20 protein-coding genes are annotated in these 17,994 nt (G+C 65.7%); 6 read left to right on the top strand and 14 right to left on the bottom strand.

What is annotated here, in order from left to right:
* Window positions 1–92: 92 nt before the first annotated feature.
* The 3 genes from ACT6UX_RS02760 to ald form a co-directional block, all read right to left on the bottom strand.
* The gene (locus ACT6UX_RS02760; RefSeq protein ID WP_444773601.1) at window positions 93–458 is read right to left on the bottom strand and encodes a hypothetical protein; all 366 of its coding nucleotides are present in this window, start codon (window positions 456–458) and stop codon (window positions 93–95) included.
* A gap of 26 nt (window positions 459–484) precedes the next feature.
* Window positions 485–784: an ArsR/SmtB family transcription factor gene (locus ACT6UX_RS02755; RefSeq protein ID WP_444773600.1), complete on the bottom strand. Its 300-nt coding sequence runs from the start codon at window positions 782–784 to the stop codon at window positions 485–487.
* A gap of 115 nt (window positions 785–899) precedes the next feature.
* Complete coding sequence (ald, locus tag ACT6UX_RS02750) at window positions 900–2,015, bottom strand: alanine dehydrogenase (protein ID WP_444773599.1); 1,116 nt, start codon at window positions 2,013–2,015, stop codon at window positions 900–902.
* Window positions 2,016–2,150: 135 nt separating this feature from the next.
* Between ald and ACT6UX_RS02745 the strand changes: the two genes are divergently transcribed.
* On the top strand, window positions 2,151–2,648 hold the full coding sequence (locus ACT6UX_RS02745) for an Lrp/AsnC family transcriptional regulator (RefSeq protein ID WP_444773598.1): 498 nt from the start codon (window positions 2,151–2,153) through the stop codon (window positions 2,646–2,648).
* 39 nt (window positions 2,649–2,687) lie between these two features.
* Here ACT6UX_RS02745 and ACT6UX_RS02740 read toward each other — a convergent pair whose 3' ends face one another.
* The 6 genes from ACT6UX_RS02740 to ACT6UX_RS02715 all read right to left on the bottom strand — a co-directional run bounded on the left by ACT6UX_RS02740 (window position 2,688) and on the right by ACT6UX_RS02715 (window position 7,885).
* Window positions 2,688–3,197 (bottom strand): hypothetical protein, encoded by a 510-nt coding sequence (locus ACT6UX_RS02740; protein ID WP_444773597.1) that lies wholly within the window; start codon window positions 3,195–3,197, stop codon window positions 2,688–2,690.
* Between the two features lie 168 nt (window positions 3,198–3,365).
* Window positions 3,366–4,229: an EamA family transporter gene (locus ACT6UX_RS02735; RefSeq protein WP_444773596.1), complete on the bottom strand. Its 864-nt coding sequence runs from the start codon at window positions 4,227–4,229 to the stop codon at window positions 3,366–3,368.
* Between the two features lie 33 nt (window positions 4,230–4,262).
* Window positions 4,263–4,880, bottom strand: a complete 618-nt coding sequence (gene leuD, locus ACT6UX_RS02730; protein WP_444773595.1) for a 3-isopropylmalate dehydratase small subunit — start codon at window positions 4,878–4,880, stop codon at window positions 4,263–4,265.
* Between the two features lie 2 nt (window positions 4,881–4,882).
* On the bottom strand, window positions 4,883–6,277 hold the full coding sequence (gene leuC / locus ACT6UX_RS02725) for a 3-isopropylmalate dehydratase large subunit (RefSeq protein ID WP_444773594.1): 1,395 nt from the start codon (window positions 6,275–6,277) through the stop codon (window positions 4,883–4,885).
* Window positions 6,278–6,320: 43 nt separating this feature from the next.
* Window positions 6,321–7,538, bottom strand: coding sequence for a tetratricopeptide repeat protein (locus ACT6UX_RS02720; RefSeq protein ID WP_444773593.1), 1,218 nt, complete (start codon window positions 7,536–7,538; stop codon window positions 6,321–6,323).
* 143 nt (window positions 7,539–7,681) lie between these two features.
* Entirely contained in the window at window positions 7,682–7,885 is a 204-nt protein-coding gene (locus ACT6UX_RS02715; RefSeq protein WP_444773592.1) for a DUF1127 domain-containing protein, read from the bottom strand.
* 116 nt (window positions 7,886–8,001) lie between these two features.
* Between ACT6UX_RS02715 and ACT6UX_RS02710 the strand changes: the two genes are divergently transcribed.
* The 4 genes from ACT6UX_RS02710 to ACT6UX_RS02695 all read left to right on the top strand — a co-directional run bounded on the left by ACT6UX_RS02710 (window position 8,002) and on the right by ACT6UX_RS02695 (window position 12,655).
* A complete protein-coding gene (locus ACT6UX_RS02710; RefSeq protein ID WP_444773591.1) occupies window positions 8,002–8,904 on the top strand; it encodes a transcriptional regulator GcvA in 903 nt (300 codons plus the stop codon).
* A 2-nt stretch (window positions 8,905–8,906) separates the two neighbouring features.
* Complete coding sequence (locus tag ACT6UX_RS02705) at window positions 8,907–9,962, top strand: LLM class flavin-dependent oxidoreductase (protein WP_444773590.1); 1,056 nt, start codon at window positions 8,907–8,909, stop codon at window positions 9,960–9,962.
* Window positions 9,963–10,053: 91 nt separating this feature from the next.
* On the top strand, window positions 10,054–10,677 hold the full coding sequence (locus ACT6UX_RS02700; RefSeq protein WP_444773589.1) for an MSMEG_1061 family FMN-dependent PPOX-type flavoprotein: 624 nt from the start codon (window positions 10,054–10,056) through the stop codon (window positions 10,675–10,677).
* Between the two features lie 22 nt (window positions 10,678–10,699).
* A complete protein-coding gene (locus tag ACT6UX_RS02695; RefSeq protein ID WP_444773588.1) occupies window positions 10,700–12,655 on the top strand; it encodes an adenylate/guanylate cyclase domain-containing protein in 1,956 nt (651 codons plus the stop codon).
* A gap of 67 nt (window positions 12,656–12,722) precedes the next feature.
* On the opposite strand, the gene ACT6UX_RS02690 is transcribed toward ACT6UX_RS02695, so the two are convergent.
* The 3 genes from ACT6UX_RS02690 to ACT6UX_RS02680 form a co-directional block, all read right to left on the bottom strand.
* A complete protein-coding gene (locus ACT6UX_RS02690) occupies window positions 12,723–13,724 on the bottom strand; it encodes a fatty acid desaturase (protein ID WP_444773683.1) in 1,002 nt (333 codons plus the stop codon).
* A gap of 155 nt (window positions 13,725–13,879) precedes the next feature.
* Window positions 13,880–14,701 (bottom strand): NYN domain-containing protein, encoded by an 822-nt coding sequence (locus tag ACT6UX_RS02685; RefSeq protein WP_444773587.1) that lies wholly within the window; start codon window positions 14,699–14,701, stop codon window positions 13,880–13,882.
* A 17-nt stretch (window positions 14,702–14,718) separates the two neighbouring features.
* Window positions 14,719–15,387 carry an aspartate/glutamate racemase family protein gene (locus tag ACT6UX_RS02680; protein ID WP_444773586.1) on the bottom strand — a complete coding sequence of 223 codons (669 nt, stop codon included), beginning with the start codon at window positions 15,385–15,387 and terminating at the stop codon, window positions 14,719–14,721.
* Window positions 15,388–15,440: 53 nt separating this feature from the next.
* On the opposite strand from ACT6UX_RS02680, the gene ACT6UX_RS02675 reads away from it, so the two are divergent.
* A complete protein-coding gene (locus ACT6UX_RS02675) occupies window positions 15,441–16,022 on the top strand; it encodes a helicase HerA domain-containing protein (protein WP_444773585.1) in 582 nt (193 codons plus the stop codon).
* Here ACT6UX_RS02675 and ACT6UX_RS02670 read toward each other — a convergent pair.
* Window positions 16,006–17,208 carry a CaiB/BaiF CoA transferase family protein gene (locus ACT6UX_RS02670; protein WP_444773584.1) on the bottom strand — a complete coding sequence of 401 codons (1,203 nt, stop codon included), beginning with the start codon at window positions 17,206–17,208 and terminating at the stop codon, window positions 16,006–16,008. The two genes, ACT6UX_RS02675 and ACT6UX_RS02670, sit on opposite strands and share 17 nt — an antisense overlap.
* A gap of 98 nt (window positions 17,209–17,306) precedes the next feature.
* Window positions 17,307–17,993, bottom strand: coding sequence for a DUF2848 domain-containing protein (locus ACT6UX_RS02665; RefSeq protein WP_444773583.1), 687 nt, complete (start codon window positions 17,991–17,993; stop codon window positions 17,307–17,309).
* Window position 17,994 lies beyond the last annotated feature (1 nt).

The raw sequence follows: 17,994 nt of genomic DNA, 5'->3' as shown, positions 1-17,994 counted from the left end.
TGGTACAGTATAACATTTCCAATGGTCAAGGTGCGCAAGACGCGGGACACGAAAAAGGCGGGAGTTGCCTCCCGCCTCTTCATCGATCCGTGTTACGCGGCCTTCTGGACGATCTCCACGGGGCCGTGATTGTCGCAATGAGTTCCGTGGGGGTGATGCAGGTGCCCGTCGACCAGATAGTCGACATGGTCGCCGTGCGGCACCGCTTCATGGCCGCAACTCGGGCCGTGCTTGTGATTCCTGTCGTGGCCGCCGCAGACATGGTCGGGCGTGCAGGCCCCCGGGTTGTGGGCGCTCACCTCGATCTTGTGCTCGTCGACATGATCGCCGTGCGGGTGATGGAGATGGCCATCGTGCAGGTAGTCGAGGTGATCGCCGTGCTTGATCGCGGTATGGCCGCAGGCCGGGCCATGCTGGTGCGGATGGTCGGCGTGGATCTCGTGGTCGTGGCTGGACATGACATTCATCCTTTCGTCAAAAAAACTCAGTGCCGCTCGGCAGCATGGGCGATGGCGTTGCGGACAAGCGTGAGAACGTGATCGTCGGCGATCCGGTAGATGACGCTTTTGCCCTCCCGCTGGCGCTCGATCAGTCGGGCGGCATGCAGAACCTGCAGACGCGCCGAAACGGTGGTGATCTTCTCCTCCTCGGCGGCGGCGATTTCCGAGACGCTGAGGCTCTTGTCGGCGAGCAGCATCAGGGTCCGCAGGCGCGCAACGTCCGACAGGGCGTCGAACATGCGAGCCGCTTCTTCCAGGTGCCGGCCGCCGGCCGCTTTGAACATGGATCCTCTTGCCGTTGATCCAACAATCCATAGATCATTGGAATTATGGAATCAAGTCAGCTTACAGGGAAACGATCTCCCCACCTCTGACGGAAGAGGCGGGGAGAAACTCGGATCAGCCGGCGATCGCCTGGTCGGCGGGCGAGTAGGTGAGGCCGAGGCTCTCGGCCGCCGCCTTGTGTGTCAGGCGGCCGCGATGGACGTTGAGGCCTGCGGCGAGATGCGGGTTCGCGGCGATGGCGGCGAGGCCCTTGCTTGCGAGGGCGAGGCCGAAGGGAAGGGTGGCGTTGTTCAGCGCCTCGCTGGACGTGAGCGGCACCGCGCCCGGCATGTTGGCCACGCAATAGTGGATGATGCCGTCGACCTCGTAGGTCGGCTCGGCGTGAGTCGTGGCGTGCGAAGTCTCGAAACAGCCGCCCTGGTCGATGGCGACATCGACGATCACCGAGGCGGGCTTCATCGACTTCAGCATCGCCTTGGTCACGAGCTTGGGCGCGCTGGCGCCGGCCACCAGCACGGCGCCGATCACGGCGTCGGCCGAGAAGACCTCCTGTTCGATGGCGTCGATCGTCGAATAGCGCGTGCGCACCCTGCCCTGGAACAGATCGTCGAGCTCGCGCAAACGGGGCAGCGAGCGGTCGAGCACTGTGACCTCGGCGCCGAGGCCGGCAGCCATGCGCGCGGCATGCGTGCCCACGACGCCGCCGCCCAGCACGACGACATGCGCCGGCTTCACACCGGGCACGCCCCCCAGCAGGAGGCCGCGCCCACCGCGATGGCGCTGCAGGGCGCCGCCAGCCGCCTCGATCGACAGCCGCCCCGCCACTTCGCTCATCGGCGCGAGCAGCGGCAGGCCGCCGCGAGGATCCGTCACGGTCTCATAGGCGATGGCGGTGCAGCCCGACTCGATCAGCCCCTTGGCCTGGGCCGGATCGGCAGCGAGATGGAGATAGGTGAACAGGATCTGGCCGGAGCGCAGTTGCGCCCACTCGCCGGGCTGCGGCTCCTTCACCTTCACGATCATCTCCGCGCTCGCGAAGATCTCGGGGGCGGTGTCGGCAATGCGGGCGCCCGCCGTGCGGTAGACGTCGTCGCTTGCTCCGATCCCGGCGCCGGCGCCAGTCTCGACCACCACCTCGTGGCCGGCATGGACGTATTCGCGGACCGCGCCGGGCGTCAGCCCGACGCGATATTCATGCATTTTGATCTCTTTCGGCACACCGACGCGCATAGGTCCAATCTCCCGCTAGGTTCGGGTGTCATCAAACCAAGGAATGCAGGTTTGTTTCCCGGCATTCTGAAGACGAATTGTGTCTCTCCAGCCGAAATTCTACGTTGAACCGCGAAAGCACGCAGGATTCCGAACATGCATCTCGACAAGATCGACGCCACCATCCTGTCGGAGCTGACGGAGAATGCCCGGGTGAGTCAGGTCGATCTCGCGGCGCGAGTCGGCCTGTCGAGCACGGCGGTGGCGCGGCGGCAGCGTGCGCTGGAGGAAGAGGGCCTGATCCGCGGCTATCAGGCCGTGTTGGACCTCGGCCGCTTCGGCCTGGCCACGACGGTCGTGGTGCGGATCACGCTGGACAGCCAGAGCGACGAGGCGCTGACGGCGTTCGAGGCGGGTGTCCTCGACTGCCCCTCGGTGGTTCGCTGCTTCCTGATGTCGGGCAGCGACGACTATGTCGTCATCGTGCTGGCGCGCGACATCGAGGATTTCGAGCGCATCCACCGCACCGAGCTCTCGCGCCTGCCGCGCGTCGCCCGGCTGGAATCGAGCTTCGCGCTGCGCGAGGTCGTGAACCGCGCGGTGCCGCCGTCGGTCTTCGGTAAGACGGCGCGAGCGGTGCGCCGCCGGCGCTGAGGTCACCGCCCATCCTGGCCGCCATGCCGCTAGCGGCAATCACAAGAACCGGGCGAGATCGCCATAGTCGATGACTCGCCTGGTGGGATTCGGAGCAACAGGTTGGTTGGTTGCGTACTCCTTCGGCCACCAGTCGAGGGCCGGATGCACCAGCTTCGTGATGCGGCGGCGATCCACATCATCGAGCTTCGTCGCTGGAAACACACCGCCATACTGTCTGGGCACAAGATGATCCGGGCGGGCGGGAGGAGGTCCGCCTACGCTGGAGTTCCATGCCCACATGGTACCTCCGAATAGTTTCCACTCCGGGCGCGGCGACGGCACATTGGTCTCGAGTGTATAGTCACTAATCAAGAAGTACGCCCACATCACATCGGTCACGATGTGGCATTCATGGACTCCAGACTGATAATGCGGATCGAGCCACACCACCAAGCCGAGATCGTCACAGATCGCTGCCAAACGGTACAGGGTCCCGTCCGTCGGAGGGCCAAAAACTGGGCGGTGCTCGAAACGGTACGATTTGGGGAAGCTCTTTGCTTCGACCATCGGATTTCTCGCGCATGCTGGTGATTGCGCCGCATCGCGACGCAGGCGGGTTAGCGCTTGCCGAGTATCTGTGGTTGGCAAATTACGAAAATAGATGACGAGGATATATTTCTTCTTCGTCGTCGTCCCCGCTGTCCAACGTCGATGCCGCGCAAGTTGGTTGGAAAATCAGCGCAAGCGTCGCGCCGAGGCATAAACGCCGAGCGCCACGCCGCCCAGCACGACCGCCACTGCCGCGAGGCGCTCCGCCGACAGCGGCTCGCCAGTCAGGTAGGCCGAGATGGCGAGCGCGGCGCAGGGCACGAGCAGGCTGACGGGGCCGACTTTCGCGGCGGGATAGGTGCGCAGCAAGGTGCCCCAGATCAGGTAGCCCAGCCACATCACCGGAACGACCGTGTAGAAGAGGACGAACCAGCCAAGCCAGGTCGGCGCGAGGATCGGCGCGGCCAGCGCCGCCGGCCCGTCTAGCACGAGCGACGCCAGGGCAAGCGGGATCGGCGGCAGGACGCTCGCCCAGACGGTGACGGCGAACATCGAGACACCGCGAGCCGAGCGGAAGACGAGATTTCCCAGCGCCCAGGTGAGGGCCGACATCAGCGCGAGGCCGACGGCGAGCAGCGGCGTGTCGTCCGAAATCGAGCGTGCGAGCAGCACGACGCCGGCGACCGCGACGGCGATGCCAAACCACTGTCCGCGCGTCGCATGCTCGCGCAGCATCAAGGCGGCCAGCACGACGGTGAGTGGCCCCTGGAGTTGCACCAGCACGGAGGTCAGGCCGGGCGGCAGGCCCGCGCCCATGGCGAAGAACAGGAAGACGAACTGGCCGGCGAACATCAGGCCGCCGATACCGGCCAATACCGTCCACGAGACATTGGGCTTCGGGATGAACAAGGCCGGAAGCGCGCCCAGCAGGAAGCGCCAGGTCGCGAAGGCGAAGGGCGTGAACTCGTCGAGGCCGAACCGGATGACCGTGAAGTTCAGCCCCCACATCGCCACGATGAGGAGGGCCGCCGCTAAATGCGTCGGGCTCATGCCCGACGCTGGGGATGCAGCGCGCTCAAGCGCCTACAGCCAGACCCAGGGACGCGCGCCCTTGTCCGAGGTCTGCCACGCCTCGATCTCGTCCCGTCGCGACATGGTGAGCGCGATATCGTCGAGTCCGTTCAGCATCGCGTGTTGGCGGCGCGCATCGACCTGGAACGGAATGGTGCGGCCGGTCGGCGAGATCACCTGGCAGTTCTCGAGGTCGACGGTGATGCGCGCGTTGCCGGGCGAGGCCGTCATCTCGTCAGCGAGCTGCTCGATCTCGTGAATCGGTAGTGCCACGGGCAGCAGCCCGTTCTGAAAGCAGTTGTTGTTGAAGATGTCGCCGAAGTAGGGCGCGATCACCGCCTTGATGCCCATGCCCTTCAGCGCCCACACGGCGCCCTCGCGGCTCGAGCCGCAGCCGAAATTCTCACGGCTGAGGATGATCGGCGCGTCGCGATAGGGCGTCTGGTTGAAGATGCAGTCCGGATCCTCGCTGCCGTCGGGCTTGAAACGGATCTGCTCGAAGGCGTAGGGCCCGAGTCCCTCGCGCGTCACGTTGTCGACCAGCCGCTCAATGCGGATGATCAGGTCTGTATCGACGTTCTGGCGCATCAGCGGCGTGGCGACGCCCGTCACCTTGGTGAACTTGTCCATGATCAGATCTTCCTGACGTCGGCGATGGCGCCCTTGATGGCGGCGGCTGCGGCCATGGCGGGGCTCGCGAGATGGGTGCGCGCGCCGGGGCCCTGGCGGCCGACGAAGTTGCGGTTGGAGGTCGAGACGCTGCGCTTGCCAGGTGGCACCCGCTCGCCGTTGGAGGCGAGGCACATCGAGCAGCCGGGCTCGCGCCATTCGAAGCCGGCGTCGGTGAACACGCGGTCGAGACCCTCGGCCTCGGCCTCGGCCTTGATGCGGACGGAGCCCGGTACGACCCAGGCGGTCACATGGTCGGCTTTGTGCCGGCCTTTCACGATCTCGGCGGCGGCGCGCAGGTCGGAGATGCGGCTGTTGGTGCAGGAGCCGATGAATACCCAGTCGACTTGGGTACCCTCGATCGGTTTGCCGGGCTCGAGGCCCTGATACTGGAGCGCGGCTTCCCAAGCGCCGCGCTTCTCCTCCGGACCGGTCCGCGGATCGGGGATCGCGCGGTCGACGGCGATGACATGCTCGGGGCTGGTGCCCCAGGTGATCTGCGGCGCGACGTTCTTCATGTCGATCGTGTGCTCGCGATCGAACTCGGCGTCGGGATCGCTCGGCAGCGTGCGCCAGTGGGCGACGGCGCGGTCCCACATCGCGCCCTTGGGCGCATAGTCGCGACCGTTCAGATATTCGTAGGTCGTGTCGTCGGGCGCCACCATGCCGGTGCGCGCCCCCATCTCGATGGTGAGGTTGCAAAGCGTGAGCCGCGCCTCGACCGGCAAGGCGCGTACCGCCGAGCCGGCATACTCGACCGAGTAGCCGGTGCCCGCCGCGGTGCCCAGTTCGCCGATCAGGTGAAGGATCATGTCCTTGGCCGTGACGCCCGGCATCAGCTTGCCCTCGAAGCTCGCGCGCATGCGCTTGGGCTTGCGCTGCACCATCGTTTGCGTCGCGATCACATGGACCAGCTCGGACGAGCCGATGCCGAAGGCCAGCGCGCCCATGCCGCCATGCGTCGAGGTATGGCTGTCGCCGCAGACGAGGGTCGTGCCGGGAAGCGTCAGCCCCTGTTCGGGACCCATCACGTGAACGATGCCTTGACCGTCCTGGCCAAGGTCGAACAGCTTGATGCCGTAGGCGCTGGTCGTCTCGCGCATCGACTTGATCAGCGGCAGGCCCGGCGGATGAGTGTGCTCGGTGCGGCCGGGCTTGGTCGACATGGTGTGGTCGGGCGTGCCGTAGATCAGCCGCGGCTGAGACGGCGGATACCCCTTGTCGATGGCTTCCTTCAGTGCCTTGCCGCCGGACATGTCATGGAGCAGCAGGCGATCGATGTGCAGCAGCACGAAGCCGTTGCCGAGATCGGTGATGACGTGGCTGTCCCAGATCTTGTCGAACAGGGTCGTGCCCATGGGTTTGGCCTCTGGGTGTTGGGGTTTCCGCCGGACGCGGATATCAGCACCCGGCGAGCCGCGCCGCCAGCCCTTCGCGATCATCGTCGCGCAGCAGTTCCGCAGACGGATACCACGGCGATGTTCCGAGGTTCGGTCCCCAGAGCCAGTCTGCGGTATTGGGCACCAGGATCACGGTCGCGATGCCGAGCGCCGCCGCGGCATGCGCGGGCCACGTGTCGTCGCCCACGACGAGACGACAGTTCGGGATTTCTTCCGGCGTGCGCACGAGATCCACGTCCGCCGGAGGCTCGCAGGTGCTGAACCAGCCGATGCGTGAAGCCGACTTGGGGATGGGCCGCAGCTTCAGCGGTGGCGGCAGCGCGTCGCGCGTCCAGTTGAGGAGCAGTGGCAGGCTGCGCAGCGGCGCCGCGGCGGCGAAACCGTCGAGCGGCTCACCACGACGCGCCGTCGGCCCGTCGATCCAGTCGGCGAGGGTCGCGCTGCATTGCACGACGGCCTCGACGCCGCGCGCCAGCATCAAGGTGTCACGCAGGACGGCCTCGCTCTCGATGTCGGCCTGTTCCGGATAGAGCAACAGCCGGCCGTCGAGCGGTTCCCCCTGCCAGCGCGGCAGCTCGGGCGTGTAACGCTCACCCGGGATCTCGAGCCGCGCTTCGTAGTCGTCGAGCCCGCGCCACCAGTCGCCCTGGCGCAGCATAAGCTCGCCGCGCCGCAGCCTGAGGCGAGGATCGTTGGGCTGGCTGACCAATGCCGTTTCGAGATCGGCGAGGGCGCCCGCCCACTCGCCGCGCGCGGCCAGCAGCTCCGCCCGGGCGCTCAGGGCCGGCAGCAGCCTGTGGTCGATCGACAAAGCGAGATCGTAGGCGCGTTCGGCCTCCTCGGCGCGGCCCAGCGCTTCGAGGGTGCGGCCGGTATTGTGGGCGATGGCGGCGTCATCCGGCTTGAGCTTCGCGGCCTTGGCGAGGGCCGCCAGCGCCTGCTCGTGCCGGCCGAGCTGGATCAGGCAACCTGCGAGGTTGGTCTGAGCCGTGACGTCGCGGGGCAGGAACTGTGCGGCGCGCTCCAGCGGCTCGCGGGCCTCGGCGAAGCGGCCGAGCTTCAGCCGCACCTGGCCCAGCAGATGGAGCGCCTGGCCCATGTTGGGCCGCGCCTCGACGATGCGGCCGAACATTTCTTCGGCCGAGGCGAAATCACCCGCCGCCGCGCGCTGCAGGGCGTCGCGGCCGAGGGTCTGGATCTGCTGGTCGTTGAGCGGCACGCGGCGGCTCTAGCAGAGCGGCAGGCCAGCCGGCAAAGAAAAAGCCGGCGGTCGCAAGGGAGGCAGGGAGCGACCGCCGGCCAGGTACCGGAGTGGGATGGTCCCGTGCAGGGTAGGAAACGGGACCCCTCCGGATTGGAATGTCAGCTGCGCCAGAAGGGCTTGTTCGCCTCGAACTGGACGTCGGTCGGGCTGATGCCCAGGTCGCGCATCGTACGGTAGTCGAGATTGACGAGCTCGCGGCGCTGCCTGGCACGCTCACGCCAGGTCGCGAGGACTTGGCCAAACGAGGCGAAGGTGCCGGCCAGCGAGGCCTGTGAGGGATGGTGAAGCGATATGTTGGCCATGGGACTGCTCCCGGTAGGGTTGAACTCTGTTGGGGCTGATGTGCGCTGCAGGCGACCCCTTTACAAACGACCCTTTGTTCTATTTTGATTAAAATATCTCATGTGAGGGACTGGCGATGAAACGAACCCTGCCGCCGCTCAATGGTTTGCGTGCCTTCGAAGCTGCGGCACGCCATATGAGCTTTACCGATGCCGCCGAGGAATTGAGCGTCACGCAGGCCGCGATCAGCCACCAGGTGCGCGGGCTGGAACAGAGACTCGGATTAAAATTGTTCGTGCGGCGCAATCGCTCGCTGCTGCTGTCGGAGGCCGGCCAGGCCTATCTCCCCTCAGTGCGTGCGGCCTTCGATCAGCTGAACGAAGCGACCGAGAAGCTGCTGCAAAAGGACAAGGGCGGAAACCTCACTGTGACGACGACCTCGTCCTTCGCGGTGAAGTGGCTGGTGCCGCGGCTGGGCGGCTTTCAGCGCTCTCATCCGGAGATCGACGTCCGCGTCTCGACCGGTACCTCGCTGGTGGACTTCTCCCGCGAGGATGTCGACATCGGTATCCGCTACGGACGCGGCCAGTGGCCGAACCTGATGGCCGAGCGGCTGGTCAGCGAGGACGTCATGCCGGTCTGCGCCCCCTCGCTGCTCAAGGGACCGAACGGCCTCAAAAAGCCGGCGGATCTCAGGCGCTTCAACCTTCTCCATATCGGCAGCTTTCCCGACGACTGGCAGGTTTGGCTGACGGCAGCGGGCGTGAAAGGCGTCGATGCCTCGCGCGGCGTCTCGTTCGACTTCGCGCTGGCGGCCTATCAGGCCGCCATGGACGGTCTGGGTGTCGCGCTGGGACGCAACCCGCTGGTCGAGCCTGATTTGAAGGCCGGCCGGCTGGTCGTCCCATTCGAGTTCAAACGTTCCTCCGACTTCGCCTACTATCTGGTCTATCCGCCCGAGGCGATCCGGAGACGCAAGATCAAGGCGTTCCGCGACTGGATCGTCTCGCTCTCGGACGTGGCACAGCAGGCGGCCTGATCATGCAATTCGGTTACTTCACCCTCTCGGACAATCGCTATCCGGACAATCCGCGCTCGGCCGAGTCGTTCATCAAGGACATCTATGCCGAGGCGCTGTGGGCCGAGCAGGTCGGGCTGAACTCGGCCTGGATCGGCGAGCATCATTTCAACCTGCTGGGCGTCAACGCCTCGCCGCTGGCGATGCTGGCGCAACTGGCGGGCGCCACGACGAAGCTGCGGCTGGCGCCGGCCGTTACGCTGCTCCCCGTACACCATCCGCTGCATGTCGCCGAGGAATGGGCGACGCTCGATCTCCTGTCGGGCGGCCGGGTCGATTTCGCCGCCGGCCGCGGCTACGACCGCAAGGAATACGATCCGTTCCAGATGCCGTTCGACGATTCGGCCGAGCTGTTCGCCGAGGGGCTGGAGATCGTGTGGCGTGCGTGGACCGAGCCCGGCAAGTGGTCCCACAAGGGCCGGTTCTACGAATTCAACGACGTCGAGGTGCGCCCGAAGCCGGCGCAGAGCCCGCTCAGGCCCTATGTGGCCTGCTTCTCGCGACCGTCGATGGAGCTGGCGGCGAAGAACGACTGGAACGTGATCTACGCGCCGTTCGCGGCAGCCATGGTCTACGGGTCGCTGGCCGACGCGGTGCGGGTCTATCGCGAGACCTGCGAGACCGGCTTCAAGCGGCCGATGCGGCGTGCCATGTGCTCCTACTTCGTGCACATCGCCTCGACGCCGGAGGAGGAGCGCTACGGCAAGGAAGCGCTGGTCCGCTATTTCCAGGATGCGTTGATCGCGGCCTTTCCTTCATCGACGGGCGAGAAGGTGCCGCCGACCTACAAGTACTTCGTCGATATCGTGAACATCCTGCGCGACATGCGGCCGGAGAAGCTGACCGACAAGTCGATCCTCTGCGGCAGCCCGCAGCACATCGTGGACACCCTGAAGCAGGTCGAGGCGGCCGGCGTCGCCGAGGTCATTCTCTACTTCAACTACGGGCAGAAACCGCATGCGATGGTGAAGGAGCAGATGCAGCGCTTTATGCTCGAGGTGGCGTCGCACTTCGCGTGACGGAGCGGGAGAATCCTCGACGCCGGTAAGGTTGCAAGTCGTTCGCAAGTGGCGGATGTTTCCTGCCCACGCGTTTCGAAGGAGTTGTTTCATGGCTCGCATCAGCACCAAGGAAGAGCTGCGACGCATCATTGCCGAGCCGCGGCCGGCCACACGGGTGAAGATCCTCGACGCGCTGGACGAGCAGTCGATCGAGTTCCTGAAGCGCTGCCCCTTCGCCCTGGTCGGGACGACGGCCGCGGATGGCACCGTCGAAGTCTCGCCCAAGGGCGATGAACCGGGGTTCATCCGGATCGAGGATCCCAAGACGCTGCTGATCCCCGAGCGGGTCGGCAACAATCTCGCCTTCGGCCTCAACAACATCCTCGACACCGGTCAGATCGGCATCATCGCGCTCGTGCCGGCGACCGGCGAGACGCTGCGCATTTCCGGCACTGCGGAAATCCATGACGACGCCGAACTCGTGGGATCGCTCAGCTCGCTGGGCAAGCCGGCCTTGCTGGCGACCCGAGTGCGCATCAAGCATTGCTACTTCCACTGCGCCCGCTCGATCGTGCGCGCCAAACTGTGGGACCCGAAGGCGTGGCCGGCGCCCGGCCGCATCTCGTTCGGCAAGATCATCGCGCCCCGCATCGGCGAAAGCGAAGCCGTCGCCGCGCAGATCGACGCCAACGTCGAGGGCGCCTACACGACCCGATTGTGGCAGAATACCTGATCGGCTGAAGGACCGCCCTTCGATGAAGCGCAAGGTCGGTCTCTTTCTGCTCACCGTCCTGATCGCCGTGAGCCTCGGCGCAACGATCGTCGCGTCGCTCGCCATGTACCGGCTGGTGTCGCGGCTGCAGGACGAGGAGCTGCGGCGCATCGAGGCCAGCCTCAGCGAACGCTTCGACGTCTTCGAGACGATGCTGCGCAGCGAGAACGAGCGCAACACGGCGCTCATGGCCAAGGTGCTGCCGCGGATCGAGGCCGATGTGGAGCGCACGGGCCGCCCTCCGGCCGATCTGACGATCGACGAATTGAACGGGCTCGCGGCCCGATACGGCATCGCGCACCTCTACTTCATCAATCGCGACCACGAGATCTTCAACACGAACCTTTCCTACGACATGGGGCTGGTCTTCCCCAAAGGCCCCTTCTCAAATTTCCTCGATTCCGTGTTCGACAAGGGCCGGGCGATGAGCGACGGGATCGACCTGTCGTCGGTCACGGGCACGCTGCGCACCTATACCTATTACGGGCCGCCGGGTAAGGACTACCTGATCGAAGTCTCGTCCGAGGTACGCGCCACGCTGCAGCACAGCGACTTCGGCTGGATGAGCCGGTATTTCTTCGAGGACTACTTTTCAGACGCGGTCAAATCGAACGCTTATGTGACCGATGTCGACATGTATCTGATCAACGCCTCGGGAACATGGTCGTTGATCCGGCCGGGCGAGAAGCTCGCTCCCGCCCTGGCCTCCGAGATCCTGAGAGAAGGTCGCCTGCGTGTACCCGACGCCTCCGGCCATCGGGTGACGACCTACAGCCGCTACAACAGGGCGGATACGATCAAGGACGAAAGGCCGATGATGATCGTGCGCAAGGTCACCTACGACCTGGCGCTGGCCCGGCAGGCCGTGGTGCATGTGTTCGTGAGCTCGATGGTCCTGCTCGCGCTCACCTTGCCGCTGATCTATTGGCTGGCCTCGCGGCTGCTCCAGCGCCGGATCATCGATCCGATCCTGAACCTCCGCGGCGAAGCGGGAGCCATCGCGGACGGCGACCTCGATCACGCGATCGCCAACACCGACCGCAGCGACGAGATCGGGCATCTCGCCCGCAGCTTCGCCTCGATGCGGGATTCGGTGCGGTCGAGGATCAACGATCTGAGGGAAACCAACCTGGCGATCGAGCGCTTCGTGCCGCGCGCCTTCCTGGCCAAGATCGGCAAGCCGAACATCGTGTCGGTCGCGCTGGGCGACAACAAGCGCGAGCACATGACCATCATGTTCTCCGACATCCGCAATTTCACCGCGCTGTCGGAGACGATGACTCCGGACGAGAATTTCGCGTTCATCAACGCCTATCTCGAGCATGTGGGGCCGGTGATCCGCGACAATGGCGGCTTCATCGACAAGTATATCGGCGACGCGATCATGGCCCTGTTCGAGACGGCTGACGACGGCGTGCGGGCCGGTCTCGCCATGTTGGACGCCCTGAACTCGTTCAATACCGCCCGCGCGGCGCAGGACCTGGCGCCGGTCGCCATCGGCACCGGGATCAACACCGGTTCGCTGATGATGGGTACGATCGGCGAATTGCATCGCATGGACGGCACGGTGATCTCCGACGCCGTCAACCTTGCCGCCCGGATCGAGAGTCTCACCAAGGTCTATCGGGTCTGCATGCTGATCTCGCAGTACACCTACGATCAGCTGGCGGATCCTGGTGCCTACGCGATCCGTCCCCTCGATGTCGTGGTGGTCCGGGGCAAGACGCGGCCGGTGGTGCTGTTCGAGGTGTTCGATCGCGATCCGCCGGCCGGGCGCGAGGTCAAGTTCAGAACGCGGGAACCATTGTTGCGCGGGGTCGAGGCGTTGCTTCGGCATGACATTGCGACGGCGCGCCGCCATTTCGAGGACTGCCTCGCGCGGGTGCCGGGCGATCCGGCCGCCGTAAATCTGCTGAAGAGCTGCCCGTTGGATTCCTGAGTAGGCTGCGGCAAGTTCACGGCAAACCAATCCGTCGCCTCGATCGGAGCAGGGGATCGGACGTCAGTTATTGCCCCAGCTTACGGGCCTCACGGAACGACACGAGGCGACGCTGCGTCTCGTCCCACAGGACCAGACGCACGCAACGGAAGCTCTGGATCAGGGTTAGGCGCCCGACGTCTCGAAGCTCGGGATGGTCGCGCAGCACGAGCGGCAGCCGGTAGTAGGGGATGCGGCTGCTGAGATGATGGACGTGGTGGATGCCGATGTTCGCGGTGAACCAGCGCAGGAACGCCGGCAGATCGTAGTGGGAGCTGCCGTGCAGCGCGGCCTCGTGCAGGTTCCAGTCCGGATCGTTGTCCCACTTGGTGTGCTCGAACTGGTGCTGGACGAAGAACAGCCAGACGCCGACGGAGGCGGAGAGCAGCAGCACCGGAAGGTGGATAAGCAGGAAGGCCTTGATGCCGACCAGCCAGATGAGCAGACCGGCGACCAGAACGATCGCCAGGTTGTTCGTCATCGTACTGACCCAGGGCCGCCAGCCGTCACGCATCAAGCCGATCGGAAGGCGATGCTGGACGATGAACAGATAGGCCGGTCCAAGTCCGAACATGACCAGCGGATGGCGATAGAGACGATAGCGCAGCCGGCCCCAGATCGAGCGGGCGCGATATTCCTCGACCGTCAGCGTGTCGACATCTCCCATGCCGCGCTTGTCGAGATTGCCGGTGCTGGCATGATGGGTCGCATGCGTGCGGCGCCACACTTCGTAAGGTGTCAGCGTGAGGACGCTGGCAATGCGCCCGATCCAGTCGTTGGCCGAGCGTTGGCGGAAGAACGCGCCATGCCCGCAATCGTGCTGGATCGCGAACAGCCGAACCATGAAGGCGCCGGCCGCGAAGGCCAGCGGCAGCGCCAGCCAGTAACTGATGTCGAGCGTCGCCCAGGCGAGCGCCCACAGGGCAACCAGCGGCACGACCGTGACGGCGATCTCGAAAATGCTGCGACTGTTGCTGGGCTGGCGATAGCCCGCAAGGACCTGGGTCCAGGCGCGGGCGGCTCTTGCCATGTGCTCGCGCGGGCCGGCAGCTTCCGGGTGGGTGCTCAAACGAGTGAATTTCCTTGAGAGAGGGTGCGGGCGTCGGCAAACCGCCTGTCGGGCTTAGGTGCCGTCGCTGGCAAAAGCAACGAGCGAAGTGGCCCAGCGCTGCGATTCTTCGGCGACTATTCCGATTGTGACCGCGGCGCCGTGGAGCCAGTTCCTCTGCCTCGTCCCCGGCCGCGGCCGCGACTGCGGGCGGGAGTGGTTTCCTTGGACGGCTGAGGCGGCTTGGCGCGAATCCGCACGGTGCGTCCGTCCGGCTGCTCCATGTCGAAGGCGCCGGTCTTGCGGATGAGGTCGCTCAGCTTGCGAAAGCCGTAGGTGCGCGGGTCGAAGTCGGAGGCGATGTTGGCGAGGCGCTGGCCGACCGCGCCGAGGCTCACCCAACCGTCTTCCGTCTCCATCTGCGCGATGGCCTTGGTCAGGAAGGGGATGGCGGCGCTGGCGGGCTGAAGGGAATTCGCAGCCGCGCCTTCGCCGGGTGTCGCCACGGCAGCCTCGGGCAGCAGGTTCTCGGTGTAGATGAACCGCCGGCAGGCCTGCCGGAAGCTTTCGGGCGTCTTCTGCGCGCCGAAGCCGTAGACGTCGGCGCCCTCCTCGCGCAGGCGGGAGGCGAGACGTGTGAAGTCGCTATCGGAAGAGACGAGGCAGAAGCCGTCGAACCGCCCGCTGTGCAGCAGGTCCATCGCATCGATCACGAGCGCGATGTCGGACGCGTTCTTGCCCGACGTGTAGGCGAACTGCTGGTAGGGGTCGATCGCGTATTTCTGCAGGATCTCGGCCCAGGACTTGAGGCGCGTGCTCGAGAAGTCGCCGTAGATGCGACGAACGCTCGCTTCGCCGAACTTGGCGATCTCCTCGAACAGGCCGGCAGCGATGCGCGGCGACGTGTTGTCGGCATCGATCAGGACAGCAAAGCGGCGAGGGCGGGTATCTTCGGCCATTTTGATGCTCCGGGCCGTCAGGCGGCCGATTGGGCGTAGATCGCGTCGACATGGATGTCGGCGCAGTCGATGACGGGAAAGCCGGGATCGTGGCCAGCGAAGGCCAGGAAGAGGTCGGTGCCGCCCAGCATGATCGCCTCGGCGCCCCGCGCGCAAAGCGCGCGACCGGCTTCGAAGAAGACCTGGCGCTGGGCGTCTGTCACGCGTCCGATCGTCGCCATCGCGACGTAGTTGTCGTGGACGAGATCGAGCGCGGTACCTTCCGTCGGGACGACCTCAACCGATGGGATGCCGCCATAGAGCTTCGATTCCATGACGGTGCGGGTCCCGAGGATGCCGATCTTCCGGAACTTCCCCGCCGCCAGCGACGCATCGACCGCGGGGATGGCGTTGAGGACCGGCAGCGGCGAGATCGCCATGAGTTCGTTCACGCAGAAATGGCCGCCCATAGAGGTGATGGCGACAGCCTGCGCGCCGGCCGCCTTCAGCCGCTGCGCCAACCCCGCGAAAATCTCCGCCTGCTTCTTCGGATTCTTGCCGACGAGGTTGCGGCTCATCTCCCGCACGTCGGCATGCGCCATGGTGAGGTCGAGTGGAAGGCCGCCGGCGACGTGGCGGTCGATCAGCCCCCGATAATAGAAATCGGTGGCGGCCGGTCCGATGCCGGCAATGAGTCCGATATGCATGGGCGACTGTCTCCGATCCGCCGCCACGCGGCAACAGCGGCGGTGGGCGGGGGGTGTGGCGAAAAGCGTTCCTGTGGGACGGCGCCGGCCGACGCTACAGTTTGTCCATGCGACGGGTGGCGGTGTTCGGAACGACGGGATCGGGCAAGAGCTGGCTGGCCGAGCGCCTCGCCCAGCGTGCCGGCCTGCGCGTGGTCGAGCTCGATGCGCTCTTCTGGGGGCGCGACTGGCAGCCGGCACCGGTCGATCTGTTCCGTCATCGCGTCGAGCGTGAGACTGCCGACGACGGCTGGATCGTCGTCGGCAATTACGGCCAGGTGAGGGATCTCGTGTGGCGTCCGGCCGACACGCTGGTCTGGCTCGACTTGCCCTTGCCCGTCGTGATGTCGCGCCTGCTGCGGCGCACGGTGAAGCGCGCCGTGACGCGCGAGGAACTGTGGGGCACCGGCAATCGAGAGACCCTGTCCAACGCCTTTCTCAGCCGGAACTCGATCCTGCTCTATGCGCTGAAGACGCATCGCCGAAATCGCGAACGTTTCGCCAAGGAGTGCGAAGCGCTGGCCGGAGAGAAGCGTGTCGTGCGGCTGCGCAGCCGCCTCGACATCGAACGCTTCGTGCTCAGTCCGCTGCCTTGACGGCCGGCGCGGGCGCCCGCACGCCACCGCGCACCAGCATCGCGTCGATCTCGGCGGCGCCGTAGCCCAGTTCGCTCAGGATGGTGGGCCCGTCCTCGCCGACATGCGGCGCGTGCTGCTGCGGCGCGTGCTGCGACGCGGGCGGGAGGCCCGCGATGTTGGCGACAGGCATGCGGCCGAACCCGTCCTGCTCGATCCAGTCGATGGCGCCCGATTCCTTGACGTGCGGATGGTCGAGATAGTCGGAGTAGTTGTTCACCCGCTCGCAGAACACGTCCTTGGGCTGCAGGATCGCGATCCACTCCTCGGTCGTCTTGGTCGGCATCGTCTCGTTCAGCGCCTTGATGATCTTCGGCGCATTCTTGATGCGGCTCTCATGGCTCTGCAGGTCGGGGTCGTCGGCGATGTCCTGGCGGCCGATCAGCTCGAACAGCAGGCGGAAATGGTGGGGCCGCATGGCGCTCACCATGATGTAGCCGTTCGACGTCTTGTAGCTTCCGGCCGGCATGTAGAGGACCGGCGGTGCGCCCTTGGAGAATACCCACTCCATCAGCTTGGCGCCCTGGAAGGCGGCGGCGGCGCGCATCAGGCTGGAATCGATGAAGCAGCCTTCGTTGTAGCGGAACTGGCGCATCAGCGCGGTCGACAGCGCCTGGAAGGTATAGAGGCCGGTCGTCACGTCGACGGCGATCATGCCCTGACGCCACGGCGTGCCATCCGGCATCTTGTTCATCACCATCATGCCGCTGAAGGCCTGGATCAGGCCGTCGACCGTCGGGCGCTTGCTGTAGGGGCCGGTCTGGCCGAAGCCCGACACCGAGCAGTAGATGACGTTCGGATTGATCTTCTTGATGTCCTCGTAGCCGAAGCCCAGCCGCGAGATGACGCCGGGGCGGAAGCTTTCCATCACGACATGCGCCTTGGCGGCGATCTTCTTCACGACCTCGACGCCATCGGCCGACTTGAGGTCGAGGGCGATCGAGCGCTTGCCGCGGTTGAAGGCGACGGAATGGGCGCAATGGTCGCCCTTCAGCTCGCCCAGCGCGCGGCCCCAGTCGCCTTCCGGCGGCTCGATCTTGATGACGTCGGCGCCGTGCAGCGCGAGCAGCATGGACGCGTGCGGCCCCGCGATGCCCTGCGTGAAGTCGAGAACGGTAATGCCGTCGTATGCGCCCTTGATCGTCACTTGTTCCTCCCGAAGGCGCTGAACCTACGTTTACCGGCGCGGTTCACGCAAGGCCCGAGCTGCATCCGGGCCATGCATCTTCGCGCAGGAGATCGCCTTCAGGCGATGATCGGCAGGGTCTCGATGTCGTAGGCGTGGGTGATCGTGCGGCCGAGCACGGGATCCTCGAGTTCCATCTCGAAGCGCGACGAGGAGCGGATGCCGCCGATTGCCGGCATGGTGCCGCAGAACATCACGGTCCCCATGGGCAGGCGCTTATTGTCCTTCCAGGCGAAGATCAGCTCGCGCGGATCGCGGATCTTGGACAGGGGGCCTTCCTGATACAGGACCTTCTTGCCGCCTTCCTGCACGAAGCTGCGCAGAACCAGCTGATCCCAGTGCGGCTCGACTTCCTCGAAGCGCCAGGCGGTGCGGCCGATCGGCTTGGCGCACATCTGCTTGGAGACGGCGATGCCGTAGCTCTCGACCTTGCGGTCGGTATGGTCGGCCCCGACCGTGACCCAGAGCCTGTCGGCGGCACCGATCAGTACCGGCTCGACCTCGCCCGAACTGTCCTCGCCCAGAACCTGGATGCGATCGGCCTGGGTCAGCATCTGCGCGGCGGCGCGGTAATAGATCGGCACCCGCGACGGCGGCTGCACGCCGATCGCCTTGAGTTCCTCGATGTGGTGGTTCAGCGCCGTGACGTCGCGGCCGGTCCAGCCGGCGATGACCAGATCCTTGATGTCGACCGTGACCTGCTCGACCGCGCCCTTGGCATGGCCCTCGAATTCCAGGTACGCCATC

Source organism: Reyranella sp. (genome assembly GCF_052439685.1).
Lineage (GTDB): Bacteria > Pseudomonadota > Alphaproteobacteria > Reyranellales > Reyranellaceae > Reyranella.
The sequence above is the reverse complement of the archived record's forward strand: the minus strand, read 5'-3'. Positions and strand labels throughout refer to the sequence as shown.

Bases quoted from the DNA above. Each gene is read 5' to 3' on its own strand.
- ACT6UX_RS02705 (WP_444773590.1), top strand. From the start codon at position 8,907: ATGCAATTCGGTTACTTCACCCTCTCGGACAATCGCTATCCGGACAAT.
- ACT6UX_RS02755 (WP_444773600.1), bottom strand. From the start codon at position 784: ATGTTCAAAGCGGCCGGCGGCCGGCACCTGGAAGAAGCGGCTCGCATG.
- ACT6UX_RS02695 (WP_444773588.1), top strand. From the start codon at position 10,700: ATGAAGCGCAAGGTCGGTCTCTTTCTGCTCACCGTCCTGATCGCCGTG.
- ACT6UX_RS02735 (WP_444773596.1), bottom strand. From the start codon at position 4,229: ATGAGCCCGACGCATTTAGCGGCGGCCCTCCTCATCGTGGCGATGTGG.
- ACT6UX_RS02690 (WP_444773683.1), bottom strand. From the start codon at position 13,724: ATGGCAAGAGCCGCCCGCGCCTGGACCCAGGTCCTTGCGGGCTATCGC.
- leuD (WP_444773595.1), bottom strand. From the start codon at position 4,880: ATGGACAAGTTCACCAAGGTGACGGGCGTCGCCACGCCGCTGATGCGC.
- ACT6UX_RS02710 (WP_444773591.1), top strand. From the start codon at position 8,002: ATGAAACGAACCCTGCCGCCGCTCAATGGTTTGCGTGCCTTCGAAGCT.
- ACT6UX_RS02685 (WP_444773587.1), bottom strand. From the start codon at position 14,701: ATGGCCGAAGATACCCGCCCTCGCCGCTTTGCTGTCCTGATCGATGCC.
- ACT6UX_RS02665 (WP_444773583.1), bottom strand. From the start codon at position 17,993: ATGGCGTACCTGGAATTCGAGGGCCATGCCAAGGGCGCGGTCGAGCAG.
- ald (WP_444773599.1), bottom strand. From the start codon at position 2,015: ATGCGCGTCGGTGTGCCGAAAGAGATCAAAATGCATGAATATCGCGTC.
- ACT6UX_RS02680 (WP_444773586.1), bottom strand. From the start codon at position 15,387: ATGCATATCGGACTCATTGCCGGCATCGGACCGGCCGCCACCGATTTC.
- ACT6UX_RS02715 (WP_444773592.1), bottom strand. From the start codon at position 7,885: ATGGCCAACATATCGCTTCACCATCCCTCACAGGCCTCGCTGGCCGGC.
- ACT6UX_RS02745 (WP_444773598.1), top strand. From the start codon at position 2,151: ATGCATCTCGACAAGATCGACGCCACCATCCTGTCGGAGCTGACGGAG.
- ACT6UX_RS02760 (WP_444773601.1), bottom strand. From the start codon at position 458: ATGTCCAGCCACGACCACGAGATCCACGCCGACCATCCGCACCAGCAT.
- ACT6UX_RS02700 (WP_444773589.1), top strand. From the start codon at position 10,054: ATGGCTCGCATCAGCACCAAGGAAGAGCTGCGACGCATCATTGCCGAG.
- leuC (WP_444773594.1), bottom strand. From the start codon at position 6,277: ATGGGCACGACCCTGTTCGACAAGATCTGGGACAGCCACGTCATCACC.
- ACT6UX_RS02740 (WP_444773597.1), bottom strand. From the start codon at position 3,197: ATGGTCGAAGCAAAGAGCTTCCCCAAATCGTACCGTTTCGAGCACCGC.